The organism is Pseudomonas sp. S150 (assembly GCF_004526365.1).
Classification (GTDB): domain Bacteria; phylum Pseudomonadota; class Gammaproteobacteria; order Pseudomonadales; family Pseudomonadaceae; genus Aquipseudomonas; species Aquipseudomonas putida_A.
In genome coordinates, this window is sequence record NZ_CP038207.1 from 6083836 (window position 1) to 6098492 (window position 14657).

At 55.1% G+C, this 14657-nt stretch carries 18 protein-coding genes; all 18 read right to left on the minus strand.

Features of this window, described 5'->3' with window-relative positions:
• Position 1: 1 nt before the first annotated feature.
• Positions 2-316 carry a 50S ribosomal protein L24 gene (gene rplX, locus E3Z29_RS28310; protein ID WP_003186046.1) on the minus strand — a complete coding sequence of 105 codons (315 nt, stop codon included), beginning with the start codon at positions 314-316 and terminating at the stop codon, positions 2-4.
• A gap of 11 nt (positions 317-327) precedes the next feature.
• Positions 328-696 carry a 50S ribosomal protein L14 gene (rplN, locus tag E3Z29_RS28315; RefSeq protein WP_002555479.1) on the minus strand — a complete coding sequence of 123 codons (369 nt, stop codon included), beginning with the start codon at positions 694-696 and terminating at the stop codon, positions 328-330.
• 23 nt (positions 697-719) lie between these two features.
• A complete protein-coding gene (rpsQ, locus tag E3Z29_RS28320) occupies positions 720-986 on the minus strand; it encodes a 30S ribosomal protein S17 (protein WP_003194644.1) in 267 nt (88 codons plus the stop codon).
• A 2-nt stretch (positions 987-988) separates the two neighbouring features.
• The gene (gene rpmC / locus E3Z29_RS28325) at positions 989-1180 is read right to left on the minus strand and encodes a 50S ribosomal protein L29 (RefSeq protein WP_002555481.1); all 192 of its coding nucleotides are present in this window, start codon (positions 1178-1180) and stop codon (positions 989-991) included.
• Positions 1180-1593 carry a 50S ribosomal protein L16 gene (gene rplP, locus E3Z29_RS28330; RefSeq protein WP_003228729.1) on the minus strand — a complete coding sequence of 138 codons (414 nt, stop codon included), beginning with the start codon at positions 1591-1593 and terminating at the stop codon, positions 1180-1182. Before rplP ends, rpmC begins: the two co-directional genes overlap by 1 nt.
• Before the next feature lie 12 nt (positions 1594-1605).
• The gene (gene rpsC, locus E3Z29_RS28335; RefSeq protein ID WP_003176422.1) at positions 1606-2292 is read right to left on the minus strand and encodes a 30S ribosomal protein S3; all 687 of its coding nucleotides are present in this window, start codon (positions 2290-2292) and stop codon (positions 1606-1608) included.
• Between the two features lie 13 nt (positions 2293-2305).
• On the minus strand, positions 2306-2638 hold the full coding sequence (rplV, locus tag E3Z29_RS28340; RefSeq protein WP_003103908.1) for a 50S ribosomal protein L22: 333 nt from the start codon (positions 2636-2638) through the stop codon (positions 2306-2308).
• A gap of 11 nt (positions 2639-2649) precedes the next feature.
• Positions 2650-2925: a 30S ribosomal protein S19 gene (gene rpsS, locus E3Z29_RS28345; RefSeq protein WP_003228731.1), complete on the minus strand. Its 276-nt coding sequence runs from the start codon at positions 2923-2925 to the stop codon at positions 2650-2652.
• A 16-nt stretch (positions 2926-2941) separates the two neighbouring features.
• Positions 2942-3766: a 50S ribosomal protein L2 gene (gene rplB / locus E3Z29_RS28350; RefSeq protein ID WP_003228734.1), complete on the minus strand. Its 825-nt coding sequence runs from the start codon at positions 3764-3766 to the stop codon at positions 2942-2944.
• 14 nt (positions 3767-3780) lie between these two features.
• Positions 3781-4080, minus strand: a complete 300-nt coding sequence (rplW, locus tag E3Z29_RS28355; protein ID WP_002555488.1) for a 50S ribosomal protein L23 — start codon at positions 4078-4080, stop codon at positions 3781-3783.
• Positions 4077-4679: a 50S ribosomal protein L4 gene (gene rplD / locus E3Z29_RS28360; RefSeq protein ID WP_003228735.1), complete on the minus strand. Its 603-nt coding sequence runs from the start codon at positions 4677-4679 to the stop codon at positions 4077-4079. Before rplD ends, rplW begins: the two co-directional genes overlap by 4 nt.
• Before the next feature lie 12 nt (positions 4680-4691).
• Entirely contained in the window at positions 4692-5327 is a 636-nt protein-coding gene (gene rplC / locus E3Z29_RS28365; protein ID WP_003228738.1) for a 50S ribosomal protein L3, read from the minus strand.
• A gap of 80 nt (positions 5328-5407) precedes the next feature.
• On the minus strand, positions 5408-5719 hold the full coding sequence (gene rpsJ / locus E3Z29_RS28370; protein ID WP_003186070.1) for a 30S ribosomal protein S10: 312 nt from the start codon (positions 5717-5719) through the stop codon (positions 5408-5410).
• Between the two features lie 158 nt (positions 5720-5877).
• Complete coding sequence (tuf, locus tag E3Z29_RS28375; RefSeq protein ID WP_024014521.1) at positions 5878-7071, minus strand: elongation factor Tu; 1194 nt, start codon at positions 7069-7071, stop codon at positions 5878-5880.
• Positions 7072-7102: 31 nt separating this feature from the next.
• Entirely contained in the window at positions 7103-9208 is a 2106-nt protein-coding gene (gene fusA / locus E3Z29_RS28380; RefSeq protein ID WP_007962223.1) for an elongation factor G, read from the minus strand.
• Between the two features lie 30 nt (positions 9209-9238).
• The gene (gene rpsG / locus E3Z29_RS28385; protein ID WP_003228745.1) at positions 9239-9712 is read right to left on the minus strand and encodes a 30S ribosomal protein S7; all 474 of its coding nucleotides are present in this window, start codon (positions 9710-9712) and stop codon (positions 9239-9241) included.
• 107 nt (positions 9713-9819) lie between these two features.
• A complete protein-coding gene (gene rpsL, locus E3Z29_RS28390; RefSeq protein ID WP_003186084.1) occupies positions 9820-10191 on the minus strand; it encodes a 30S ribosomal protein S12 in 372 nt (123 codons plus the stop codon).
• 215 nt (positions 10192-10406) lie between these two features.
• Positions 10407-14606 (minus strand): DNA-directed RNA polymerase subunit beta', encoded by a 4200-nt coding sequence (gene rpoC / locus E3Z29_RS28395; protein WP_027614261.1) that lies wholly within the window; start codon positions 14604-14606, stop codon positions 10407-10409.
• Positions 14607-14657 lie beyond the last annotated feature (51 nt).

The following is a 14657-nucleotide window of genomic DNA, read 5'->3' on the forward strand; positions in this document are numbered from 1 at the left end:
TTCAAGCATCAACCGCTTTTTGGGTCGACTTGAAGACACGAATTTTCTTACCGTCTTCTACTTTGAAACCAACGCGGTCAGCCTTGTTGGTTTCGCCGTTGAAGATGGCGACGTTGGAAGCGTGCAGTGGCGCTTCTTTCTCGACGATACCGCCCTGTACGCCCGACATCGGGTTAGGCTTGGTATGACGCTTGACCAGGTTCAGACCACCAACAACCAGACGGTTGTCAGCAAGAACCTTCAGCACCTTACCGCGCTTACCTTTGTCTTTGCCGGCGATCACGATGATCTCGTCGTCACGACGAATCTTTTGCATGTCGGATCTCCTTACAGCACTTCTGGGGCGAGCGAGACGATCTTCATGAACTTCTCAGTACGAAGTTCACGGGTCACTGGCCCAAAGATACGGGTGCCGATCGGCTCTTGCTTGTTGTTCAGAAGAACAGCAGCGTTGCCATCAAAGCGGATAATGGAGCCATCAGCACGACGTACGCCGTGACGAGTGCGGACTACAACAGCAGTCATCACTTGGCCTTTTTTCACTTTACCGCGAGGAATTGCTTCCTTGACGGTAACTTTGATGATGTCACCGATACCAGCGTAACGACGATGGGAGCCACCCAGCACCTTGATGCACATAACGCGGCGAGCGCCGCTGTTATCGGCCACATCGAGCATGGATTGAGTCTGAATCATATAATTTCTCCGACCCCTAGCCCTTAGACTTCCACAGCGCGTTCGAGAACATCAACCAGCGCCCAAGACTTGGTCTTGGCCATCGGACGAGTTTCACGAATAGTGACTTTGTCGCCGATGTGGCACTGATTGGTTTCGTCGTGCGCGTGCAGCTTAGTCGAACGCTTAACGTATTTACCGTAGATCGGGTGCTTAACGCGACGCTCGATCAGAACGGTGATGGTTTTGTCCATCTTGTCGCTGACAACACGGCCAGTCAGCGTACGGACAGTTTTTTCGGCTTCAGCCATGATCACTTACCTGCCTGCTGGTTGAGCACAGTCTTCACGCGAGCGATGTCACGCTTAACTTGCGAGAGCAGATGAGACTGCCCCAACTGGCCAGTTGCTTTCTGCATACGCAGATTGAACTGGTCGCGCAGCAAGCCGAGCAGTTGCTCGTTCAGCTGCTGTGCGGATTTTTCACGAAGTTCATTCGCTTTCATCACATCACCGTCCGTTTAACAAAGGAGGTGGCGAGCGGCAGCTTTGCAGCAGCCAGGGCGAAAGCCTCACGCGCCAGCTCTTCAGAAACACCCTCGATTTCATACAGGACTTTGCCTGGCTGAATCTGGGCAACCCAGTACTCCACGTTACCCTTACCTTTACCCATACGAACCTCGAGAGGTTTCTTGGAGATCGGCTTGTCCGGGAATACACGGATCCAGATCTTGCCACCACGTTTTACGTGACGGGTCAGAGCACGACGCGCTGACTCGATCTGACGAGCGGTGAGACGACCACGAGCAACAGACTTCAGCGCGAACTCGCCGAAGCTGACTTTGCTACCGCGCAGTGCCAGACCACGGTTGTGGCCGGTCATCTGCTTGCGGAACTTCGTACGCTTTGGTTGCAACATTTGGCGTACCCCTTACTTAGCAGCTTTTTTACGAGGCGCTGGTGCTTGTGGTTTCAGCTCTTCTTGGCGACCACCAATTACTTCGCCTTTGAAGATCCAAACCTTTACACCGATCACACCGTAGGTGGTGTGAGCTTCGTAGTTGGCATAGTCGATGTCGGCACGCAGGGTGTGCAGTGGCACACGACCTTCGCGATACCATTCAGTACGTGCGATTTCAGCACCGCCGAGACGACCGCTCACTTGGATTTTGATGCCTTTGGCACCAATGCGCATGGCGTTCTGTACTGCGCGCTTCATAGCGCGACGGAACATTACACGACGCTCCAGCTGCTGAGCTACGCTCTGCGCAACCAGCATACCGTCGAGCTCCGGCTTGCGGATCTCTTCGATATTGATGTGCACAGGCACACCCATTTGCTTGGTCAGGTCCTGACGCAGCTTCTCAACATCTTCACCTTTCTTCCCGATAACGATACCTGGACGAGCGGTGTGGATGGTGATGCGTGCAGTTTGGGCCGGACGATGGATATCGATACGGCTTACGGACGCGCTTTTTAGTTTGTCTTGGAGATACTCACGCACTTTCAGATCTGCGAACAAGTAGTCCGCATAAGTCCGACCGTCTGCGTACCAGACGGAGGTGTGCTCCTTGACGATTCCCAGGCGAATGCCAATGGGATGTACTTTCTGACCCATCTCTTCGACTCCGTTACTTGTCAGCAACCTTGACAGTGATATGGCAAGACCGCTTGACGATGCGATCAGCACGGCCTTTGGCACGTGGCATGATGCGCTTCAGCGAACGCCCTTCGTTGACGAAAACGGTGCTGACCTTCAGGTCATCAACGTCTGCGCCTTCGTTATGCTCGGCGTTGGCTACGGCCGACTCCAGCACTTTCTTCATGATCTCGGCGGCTTTCTTACTGCTGAAAGCCAACAGGTTGAGCGCTTCGCCCACCTTCTTCCCGCGGATCTGGTCGGCGACCAAGCGGGCTTTCTGGGCGGAGATTCGAGCGCCCGACAACTTAGCGGCTACTTCCATTTCCTTACCCCTTAACGCTTGGCTTTCTTGTCAGCCACGTGCCCACGATAAGTGCGGGTACCGGCGAACTCGCCCAGTTTATGGCCAACCATGTCTTCGTTCACGAGAACTGGGACGTGCTGACGGCCGTTGTGTACTGCGATGGTCAGACCGACCATTTGTGGCAGGATCATCGAACGACGCGACCAAGTCTTAATTGGTTTGCGATCGTTCTTTTCCGCCGCCACTTCGATCTTCTTCAGTAGGTGAAGATCAATAAAAGGACCTTTTTTCAGAGAACGTGGCACTGTCGTATCCCTCTATTTACTTGCGACGACGGACGATCATTTTGTCGGTACGCTTATTACCACGAGTCTTCGCGCCCTTAGTCGGGAAGCCCCATGGCGATACCGGATGACGACCACCAGAGGTACGACCTTCACCACCACCATGTGGGTGGTCAACCGGGTTCATGGCAACACCACGAACGGTTGGGCGAACGCCACGCCAGCGTTTGGCACCAGCTTTACCCAGCGAACGCAGGCTGTGCTCGGAGTTCGAGACTTCGCCCAGGGTCGCACGGCATTCAGCCAGGACTTTACGCATTTCACCGGAACGCAGACGCAGGGTAACGTACACGCCTTCACGAGCGATCAGCTGAGCCGAAGCACCAGCGGAACGAGCGATCTGCGCGCCTTTACCTGGCTTCAGTTCGATGCCGTGTACGGTAGAACCGACTGGAATGTTGCGCAGTTGCAGAGCGTTGCCTGGCTTGATTGGAGCCAGAGCGCCTGCGATCAGCTGGTCGCCAGCACTCACGCCTTTAGGGGCGATGATGTAGCGACGCTCGCCGTCTGCGTAGCAGAGCAGTGCGATGTGAGCAGTACGGTTTGGATCGTATTCGATACGCTCGACAGTGGCGACGATGCCATCTTTGTCGTTGCGACGGAAATCGACCATACGGTAATGCTGCTTATGACCACCACCGATGTGACGAGTGGTAATACGGCCATTGTTGTTACGACCACCAGTCTTCGATTTTTTCTCGAGCAGCGGTGCGTGAGGAGCGCCTTTATGCAGCTCCTGGTTGACCACCTTGACCACAAAACGGCGGCCAGGGGAAGTCGGTTTGCATTTAACGATTGCCATGATGCACCCCTTCCTTACTCAGCACTGCTGCTGAAATCGAGATCTTGGCCTGGCTGAAGGGAGATAACTGCCTTCTTCCAGTCATTACGCTTGCCCAGACCGCGAGCAGTGCGCTTGCTCTTACCCAGAACGTTCAGGGTAGTGACGCGCTCTACTTTCACGCTGAACAGGCTTTCGACGGCCTTCTTGATTTCCAGCTTGGTTGCATCAGTAGCAACCTTGAAAACGAACTGGCCTTTCTTGTCTGCCAGAACCGTAGCCTTCTCGGAAACGTGCGGGCCAAGCAGAACTTTAAATACGCGTTCCTGGTTCATCCCAGCAGCTCCTCGAATTTCTTCACGGCCGACACAGTGATCAACACCTTGTCGTATGCGATCAGACTAACTGGATCGGAACCTTGCACGTCACGTACATCTACGTGTGGCAGGTTACGAGCAGCCAGGTACAGGTTCTGATCAACAGCGTCCGACACGATGAGAACATCGGTCAGGCTCATGTTGTTCAGCTTGCCCAGCAGATCTTTGGTTTTCGGAGTTTCAACAGCGAAATCCTGAACCACGACCAGACGATCAGTACGCACCAGCTCAGCAAGGATGGAACGCATTGCTGCGCGATACATCTTCTTGTTCAGCTTCTGGGAGTGATCCTGTGGACGAGCTGCGAAAGTGGTACCGCCGCCACGCCAGATTGGGCTACGGATAGTACCGGCACGAGCACGGCCAGTACCTTTCTGACGCCATGGGCGCTTACCGCCACCACGAACGTCGGAACGGGTCTTTTGCTGCTTGCTACCTTGACGGCCGCCGGCCATGTAGGCCACGACTGCTTGGTGAACCAGCGTCTCGTTGAACTCGCCGCCAAATGTCAGTTCGGAAACTTCGATCGCTTGAGCGTCATTTACATTTAATTGCATGTCAGCTTCCCCTTAACCGCGAGCCTTGGCTGCTGGACGTACAACCAGGTTGCCGCCAGTAGCGCCAGGAACAGCGCCCTTGACCAACAACAGATTGCGTTCAGCGTCCACGCGCACTACTTCCAGGGACTGCACGGTCACGCGCTCAGCGCCCATATGACCGGACATTTTTTTGCCCTTGAATACACGACCAGGAGTCTGGCACTGGCCGATAGAGCCTGGGACGCGGTGGGATACGGAGTTACCGTGGGTGTTATCTTGCCCGCGGAAATTCCAACGCTTGATCGTACCCTGGAAGCCTTTACCCTTGGACTGACCGGTTACATCAACCAGTTGACCAGCGGCGAAGATTTCAGCGTTGATCAGATCGCCAGCCTGGTACTCGCCTTCTTCAAGACGGAATTCCATGGTGGTACGACCAGCGGCAACGTTCGCTTTAGCGAAGTGACCAGCTTGAGCTGCTGTTACACGCGAAGCACGACGCTCGCCGACAGTGACTTGCACTGCACGATAGCCATCGGTCTCTTCAGTTTTGAACTGGGTGACGCGATTCGGCTCGATCTCAATGACCGTGACCGGAATGGAGACACCTTCTTCGGTGAAAATACGGGTCATACCGCATTTACGACCGACTACACCAATAGTCATGTTGTAAACCTCATGAGTGTACGGGGCTTTCACCCGCTATGGCCGCCCATTTCAGAGCGTTACACGACTAAGACCGAGTCTTAGCCGAGGCTGATCTGCACTTCCACACCGGCCGCAAGATCAAGCTTCATAAGAGCATCAACGGTTTTATCCGTTGGCTGGACGATGTCCAGAACGCGCTTATGAGTGCGGATTTCGTACTGGTCACGCGCGTCTTTGTTGACGTGCGGGGAAACCAGAACGGTGAACCGCTCTTTACGGGTAGGCAGTGGAATTGGACCACGCACTTGAGCACCAGTACGTTTCGCGGTTTCCACGATTTCCTGGGTTGATTGGTCGATCAGGCGATGGTCGAAAGCCTTCAACCTGATACGGATTTGCTGATTTTGCATTGGATTTCAGACTCCGGCTGCTATTCCCACCGGGCGCAATACGCCCGTTAAAAGGAGGCGCAATTCTATAGACGCCCCAGATAGGTGTCAACCCAATAAAAAAGCCCCCGCTGAGCGGGGGCTTTTTCAATTCATCAAGCAGACTCTATAAAAGAGAATTACTCGATGATTTTGGCTACGACGCCAGCGCCGACGGTACGACCGCCTTCACGGATAGCGAAACGCAGACCATCTTCCATCGCGATGGTTTTGATCAGGGTAACAGTCATCTGAATGTTGTCACCTGGCATTACCATTTCAACGCCTTCTGGCAGTTCGCAGTTACCAGTCACGTCAGTAGTACGGAAGTAGAACTGTGGACGGTAGCCTTTGAAGAACGGAGTGTGACGACCGCCTTCTTCCTTGCTCAGAACGTAAACTTCTGCGGTGAACTTGGTGTGCGGCTTAACCGAACCCGGCTTAACCAGAACCTGACCACGCTCAACGTCGTCACGCTTGGTACCACGCAGCAGAACGCCGCAGTTCTCGCCAGCACGACCTTCGTCGAGCAGCTTGCGGAACATCTCAACACCGGTGCAGGTGGTGGTGGTGGTGTCACGCAGACCAACGATTTCCAGTGCATCTTGAACGCGAACGATACCGCGCTCGATACGACCAGTCACAACAGTACCGCGACCCGAGATCGAGAATACGTCTTCGATTGGCATCAGGAATGGCTTGTCGATCATACGAACTGGTTCTGGGATGTAGGTATCCAGAGTTTCAACCAGCTTACGAACGGCAGTGGTGCCCATTTCGTTGTCGTCTTTGCCTTCCAGCGCCATACGAGCCGAACCGATGATGATCGGAGTGTCGTCGCCTGGGAAGTCATAAGTGGACAGCAGGTCGCGAACTTCCATCTCAACCAGTTCCAGCAGCTCAGCGTCGTCTACCAGGTCAGCCTTGTTCAGGAAAACCACGATGTACGGAACGCCTACCTGACGGGACAGCAGGATGTGCTCACGGGTTTGTGGCATCGGACCATCAGCGGCCGAGCAAACCAGGATCGCGCCATCCATCTGGGCAGCACCGGTGATCATGTTCTTCACGTAGTCAGCGTGACCTGGGCAGTCAACGTGAGCGTAGTGACGAATAGTCGAGTTGTACTCAACGTGAGCGGTGTTGATGGTGATACCGCGAGCTTTTTCTTCTGGAGCGCTGTCGATCTTGTCGAATTCAACTACGGCCGAACCGAAAACTTCGGAGCAGACGCGAGTCAGAGCAGCGGTCAGAGTGGTTTTACCGTGGTCAACGTGACCGATGGTGCCAACGTTGACGTGCGGTAGGGAACGATCAAATTTTTCTTTAGCCACGACAATTAACTCCTAGCCTAAAGGGGCTGAATCAGCCTTGTTTTTTGGTTACGGATTCGACGATGTGCGACGGAGCCGTATCGTATTTTTTGAATTCCATAGAGTAGCTTGCGCGACCCTGAGACATGGAACGAACGTCGGTCGCATAACCGAACATCTCACCCAGTGGAACCTCGGCACGGATAACCTTGCCGGACACTGTGTCTTCCATACCCTGGATCATGCCGCGACGACGGTTAAGGTCGCCCATTACATCACCCATATAGTCTTCAGGCGTAACAACCTCTACCGCCATGATCGGCTCGAGCAACTCACCACCACCCTTCTGGGCCAGTTGCTTGGTCGCCATGGAAGCAGCCACTTTAAACGCCATCTCGTTGGAGTCGACGTCGTGGTAAGAACCATCGAACACGGTTGCCTTCAGGCCGATCAGCGGATAGCCGGCAACAACGCCGTTCTTCATCTGCTCTTCGATACCCTTCTGGATAGCCGGGATGTATTCCTTAGGAACCACACCACCTACAACTTCGTTCACGAATTGCAGACCTTCCTGACCTTCATCAGCAGGAGCAAAACGGATCCAGCAGTGACCGAACTGGCCGCGACCACCGGACTGACGAACGAACTTGCCTTCGATTTCACAATTCTTCGTGATGCGCTCACGATACGAAACCTGAGGCTTGCCGATGTTGGCTTCGACGTTGAACTCACGGCGCATCCGGTCAACCAGGATGTCCAGGTGCAGCTCGCCCATGCCGGAGATGATCGTTTGACCAGTCTCTTCATCAGTTTTAACACGGAAAGACGGGTCTTCCTGAGCCAGCTTGCCCAGTGCGATACCCATTTTTTCCTGGTCATCCTTGGTCTTAGGCTCTACGGCAACCGAAATAACCGGCTCCGGGAAGTCCATGCGAACCAGGATGATTGGCTTGTCAGCGTTGCAGAGGGTTTCACCAGTGGTGACGTCCTTCATGCCGATCAGGGCCGCGATGTCGCCAGCGCGCACTTCCTTGATCTCTTCACGGGCGTTTGCGTGCATTTGCACCATACGACCCACGCGCTCTTTCTTGCCTTTAACCGAGTTGATCACGCCGTCGCCGGAGTTCAACACGCCCGAGTAAACACGGACGAAGGTCAAGGTACCCACGAATGGGTCGGTAGCGATTTTGAACGCCAGTGCCGCGAACGGCTCGTCGTCACTTGCGTGACGCTCCATTTCCTCTTCCTCGTTATCAGGGTTCGAGCCCTTGATAGCTGGAATGTCGGTTGGAGCAGGCAGGAAGTCGATAACGGCGTCGAGAACCAGGGGAACGCCCTTGTTCTTGAACGACGAACCGCACACTGCCAGAACGATTTCGCCAGCGATAGTGCGCTGACGCAGAGCGGCCTTGATCTCTTCGATCGACAGCTCTTCGCCTTCCAGGTACTTGTTCATCAGCTCTTCACTGGCTTCGGCCGCAGCCTCAACCATGTTGCTGCGCCACTCAGTAGCCAGCTCGAGCATGTCCGCAGGGATTTCCTTGCGAACAGGAACCATACCCTTGTCAGAGTCGTTCCAGTAAACAGCCTGCATGTTGATCAGGTCGATCTGGCCCTGGAAGTTGTCTTCCGAACCGATAGCCAGCTGAATCGGCACCGGAGTGTGACCCAGACGCTGTTTGATCTGACCGATCACGCGCAGGAAGTTGGCACCAGCACGGTCCATCTTGTTTACGTAAACAAGACGTGGAACGCCGTATTTGTTGGCTTGACGCCATACGGTTTCCGACTGCGGCTCAACACCCGAAGTACCGCAGAATACAACCACAGCGCCGTCGAGTACGCGCAGGGAACGTTCAACTTCAATGGTGAAGTCTACGTGGCCCGGGGTATCGATGACGTTGAAACGGTGCTCGTGCGGGTACTGCTTCTCGGAACCTTTCCAGAAGGCGGTAATGGCAGCAGAAGTAATGGTAATACCACGCTCCTGCTCCTGAACCATCCAGTCTGTGGTCGCGGCGCCGTCATGCACCTCGCCCATTTTGTGACTTTTGCCAGTGTAAAAAAGGACGCGCTCGGTGGTGGTGGTTTTACCAGCATCCACGTGAGCGACGATACCGATGTTACGGTAGCGACTAATCGGAGTAGTACGAGCCATAAAGCCCTCGCAAAATTAGTGAAGCTAAAATTAGAAGCGGTAGTGCGAGAAAGCTTTGTTGGCTTCGGCCATACGGTGCACGTCTTCACGCTTCTTAACAGCAGCACCTTTACCTTCAGCAGCATCCAGCAGTTCGCCAGCCAAGCGCAGAGCCATAGACTTCTCGCCACGCTTACGGGCGAAGTCTACCAACCAGCGCATTGCCAGAGCGTTACGGCGGGAAGGACGAACCTCGACCGGAACCTGGTAAGTAGCACCACCAACGCGGCGCGACTTCACTTCGACCAGCGGAGCGATGGCGTCGAGTGCTTTTTCGAAGAGTTCCAGGGGATCGGTGCCGGCCTTACGAGCCTTCACGGTTTCCAGGGCACCATAAACGATACGCTCGGCAACGGCTTTCTTGCCGCTTTCCATAACGTGGTTCATGAATTTGGCGAGGATCTGGCTTCCGTATTTCGGATCGTCCAGAATCTCACGCTTTGCTGCTACGCGACGTCTTGGCATGATAAGCCCTCAAGCGGTCTTCAGGTTAGTTCGGGACAGATCCAGTGGATGCAAGCCCGACCTTACTCTTATCGACTCAATAAAATGAAAATCTGCAAAACGACCGATTACTTCGGACGCTTGGTACCGTACTTCGAACGACCCTGGTTACGGCCTTTAACGCCGGAAGTATCCAAGGAGCCGCGAACGGTGTGGTAACGAACACCTGGCAAGTCTTTTACACGACCGCCGCGGATCAGTACCACGCTGTGCTCTTGCAGGTTGTGGCCTTCACCACCGATGTACGAGGAAACCTCGAAACCGTTGGTCAGACGCACACGGCATACTTTACGCAGTGCCGAGTTAGGTTTTTTCGGCGTAGTGGTGTACACACGGGTGCACACGCCACGACGTTGCGGGCAGTTCTGCAGCGCAGGTACGTCGGATTTCTCGACGATACGCTTACGCGGCTGACGTACCAGCTGGTTGATAGTTGCCATCTACTAGCTCCACTGTTGTCTTGCGACGCTATTGTCTTGCAAGAAAAGCAAAATGACAGGAACGGATTCCCGCCAAATTTAGGGGATCAAGAGTCTAAAGAGGATCTTGTCCCCAGTCAAGGCAAGGCCCCGACCTCCCCGCCCGTCGAACCTTGACAATTTGTCTCGATTCGACGAACGGAGCGATCAGGGCCTCAGCTTAGTTACCGCAGAACTCAGTTACCGCTCGAGTTCAGCGCTTCGGTCAGTGCAGCTTCCACTTCACTGGCGCTTACGCGCAACGGCTTGTCTGCATCACGACGACGCTTGCGCTCGCTGTGGTACGCCAGACCGGTACCGGCCGGGATCAGACGACCCACAACCACGTTTTCTTTCAGGCCGCGCAGGTAGTCGCGCTTGCCGGTGACTGCCGCTTCGGTCAGTACGCGAGTGGTTTCCTGGAAGGAAGCCGCCGAGATGAACGATTCGGTGGACAACGACGCCTTGGTGATACCCAGCAGAACGCGAGTGAACTTGGAGACAAACTTGTCTTCCGCGCTCAGACGCTCGTTCTCTACCAGTACGTGAGTCAGTTCCATCTGGTCGCCCTTGATGAAACTGGAATCGCCGGACTCGGAGATCTCAACTTTACGCAGCATCTGACGCAGGATGGTCTCGATGTGCTTGTCGTTGATCTTCACGCCTTGCAGACGGTAAACGTCCTGGATCTCGTTCACGATGTACTTGGCCAGCGCGCTCACACCCAGCAGACGCAGAATGTCGTGCGGATCGCTCGGACCGTCGGAGATAACTTCGCCGCGGTTTACCTGTTCGCCTTCGAACACGTTCAGGTGACGCCACTTCGGAATCAGCTCTTCGTACGGATCGCTACCGTCGTTCGGGGTAATGACCAGACGGCGCTTGCCTTTGGTCTCTTTACCGAACGCGATGGTGCCGCTCACTTCAGCCAGAATCGACGCTTCCTTCGGACGACGAGCTTCGAACAGGTCGGCAACACGCGGCAGACCACCGGTGATGTCGCGAGTTTTCGAAGTTTCTTGCGGGATACGAGCGATAACGTCACCGATCGCGATCTTCGCACCGTCCGCAACACCGACCAGGGCGTTGGCTGGCAAGAAGTACTGAGCGATAACGTCAGTGCCTGGCAGCAACAGATCCTTGCCGTTGTCGTCGACCATCTTCACTGCTGGACGGATTTCTTTGCCCGCAGCTGGACGATCTTTCGCGTCGAGTACTTCAATGTTGGTCATACCGGTCAATTCGTCAGTCTGACGCTTGATCGTGATGCCTTCTTCCATGCCCACGTAGGTCACGGTACCTTTCATTTCGGTAACGATCGGGTGAGTGTGCGGATCCCACTTGGCCACGATTGCGCCAGCGTCGACCTTGTCACCTTCTTTAACCGAAATCACAGCACCGTACGGCAGCTTGTAACGCTCACGCTCACGACCGAAGTCATCAGCGATTGCCAGCTCACCGGAACGGGACACGGCAACCAGGTGGCCATCCACTCGCTCAACGTGTTTCAGGTTGTGCAGACGGACAGTACCGCCATTCTTCACCTGAACGCTGTCGGCTGCGGAAGTACGGCTTGCCGCACCACCGATGTGGAACGTACGCATCGTCAGCTGGGTACCCGGCTCACCGATGGACTGGGCAGCAATAACGCCGACCGCTTCACCGATGTTCACCTGGTGACCACGAGCCAGATCACGGCCGTAGCACTTGGCGCAAATGCCATAGCGGGTTTCGCAGCTGATCGGCGAACGCACGATCACTTCGTCGATGCTGTTCAGCTCGATGAACTCGACCCACTTCTCGTCTACCAGGGTACCGGCAGGAACGATAACGTCCTCGGTGCCTGGCTTGAATACGTCACGGGCAATAACACGACCCAATACGCGCTCACCCAACGGCTCTACAACGTCACCGCCTTCAATGTGCGGAGTCATCAACAGACCGTGTTCGGTGCCGCAATCGATCTCGGTTACAACCAGATCCTGCGCCACGTCTACCAGACGACGAGTCAGGTAACCGGAGTTCGCAGTTTTCAACGCGGTATCCGCCAGACCTTTACGAGCACCGTGAGTCGAGATGAAGTACTGAAGTACGCTCAGACCTTCACGGAAGTTCGCAGTAATCGGCGTTTCAATGATGGAACCGTCCGGCTTGGCCATCAGACCACGCATACCGGCCAGCTGACGAATCTGTGCTGCGGAACCCCGCGCACCCGAGTCGGCCATCATGTACATCGAGTTGAAGGACTCTTGGTCAACTTCATCGCCATGACGGTCGATGACTTTCTCTTTCGAGAGGTTGGCCATCATCGCCTTGGAAACTTCGTCGTTCGCCTTCGACCAAAGGTCGATCACTTTGTTGTACTTCTCGCCCTGGGTTACCAGGCCGGAGGCGTACTGGCTCTCGATCTCTTTCACTTCGTCGGTGGCTGCACCGATGATGCGGGCTTTTTCGTCCGGGATAACAAAGTCGTTAACGCCGATGGAAACGCCGGAGATGGTCGAGTAAGCGAAACCGGTGTACATCAACTGGTCAGCGAAGATCACGGTCTCTTTCAGACCAACCACGCGGTAGCACTGGTTGATCAGCTTGGAGATCGCCTTTTTCTTCATCGGCAGGTTGACGACATCGTACGACAGACCTTTTGGCACAACCTGGAACAGCAGCGCACGGCCGACAGTGGTGTCGACGATACGAGTGTTGCTCACGCTGTTGCCGTCACGGTCGTTGACGGTTTCATTGATACGAACCTTGACCTTGGCGTGCAGTGCGGCTTCGCCGGCACGGAACACACGGTCAACTTCCTGCAGATCCGCGAACACACGACCTTCGCCCTTGGCGTTGATCGCTTCACGAGTCATGTAGTACAGACCCAATACAACGTCCTGCGACGGAACGATGATTGGCTCACCGTTGGCTGGCGACAGAATGTTGTTGGTCGACATCATCAACGCACGCGCTTCGAGCTGGGCTTCCAGCGTCAGCGGTACGTGCACGGCCATTTGGTCGCCGTCGAAGTCGGCGTTGTACGCGGCGCAGACCAGCGGGTGCAGCTGGATAGCCTTACCTTCGATCAGGACCGGTTCAAACGCCTGGATACCCAGACGGTGAAGGGTCGGTGCACGGTTGAGAAGAACCGGGTGTTCGCGAATTACTTCAGCGAGAACGTCCCAAACCTCTGGCAGTTCGCGCTCGACCATTTTCTTGGCCGCTTTGATGGTGGTCGCGAGACCACGCATTTCCAGCTTGCCGAAAATGAACGGTTTGAACAGCTCGAGAGCCATCTTCTTCGGCAGACCGCACTGGTGCAAACGCAGGGTCGGACCTACGGTAATTACCGAACGACCGGAGTAGTCAACGCGCTTACCGAGCAAGTTCTGACGGAAGCGACCCTGCTTACCCTTGATCATGTCAGCCAGGGATTTCAGAGGACGCTTGTTCGAACCGGTGATAGCGCGGCCACGACGACCGTTGTCGAGCAGTGCATCGACAGCTTCCTGCAACATACGCTTTTCGTTGCGCACGATGATGTCCGGAGCGGACAGATCCAGCAGGCGCTTCAAACGGTTGTTACGGTTGATCACTCGACGATACAGATCGTTGAGGTCGGAAGTCGCGAAACGACCGCCATCCAGCGGGACCAGTGGACGCAGATCTGGCGGCAGAACCGGCAGAACGGTCAGCACCATCCACTCTGGCAGGTTGCCGGAACCCTGGAAGGCTTCCATCAACTTCAGACGCTTGGACAGCTTCTTGATCTTGGTTTCCGAGTTGGTTTGCGGAATTTCTTCGCGCAGACGACCAATCTCGTGCTCCAGGTCGATAGCGTGCAGCAGTTCACGGACAGCTTCAGCACCCATGCGGGCGTCGAAGTCGTCACCGAACTCTTCCAGCGCTTCGAAGTACTGCTCGTCGTTCAGCAGCTGACCTTTTTCAAGGGTGGTCATGCCTGGATCGATAACGACGTAGCTCTCGAAGTAGAGAACGCGTTCGATATCACGCAGGGTCATGTCCATCAGCAGGCCGATACGGGACGGCAGCGATTTCAGGAACCAGATGTGGGCAACCGGCGAAGCCAGTTCGATGTGCGCCATGCGCTCACGACGAACCTTGGCCAGTGCAACTTCAACGCCGCACTTCTCACAGATCACACCACGGTGCTTCAAGCGCTTGTACTTACCGCACAGGCACTCGTAATCCTTTACCGGGCCAAAGATCTTGGCGCAGAAAAGACCGTCACGCTCAGGTTTGAACGTACGGTAGTTGATGGTTTCCGGCTTTTTAACTTCGCCGAACGACCACGAACGGATCATCTCAGGCGAGGCCAATCCGATACGGATGGCGTCGAACTCTTCGACTTGACCCTGGTTTTTCAGCAAATTCAGTAGGTCTTTCAAGGCCTTTCCTCCTGGCGGAGCAGAGAGCGGGCAGTCCTGCCCCGCTCTCGA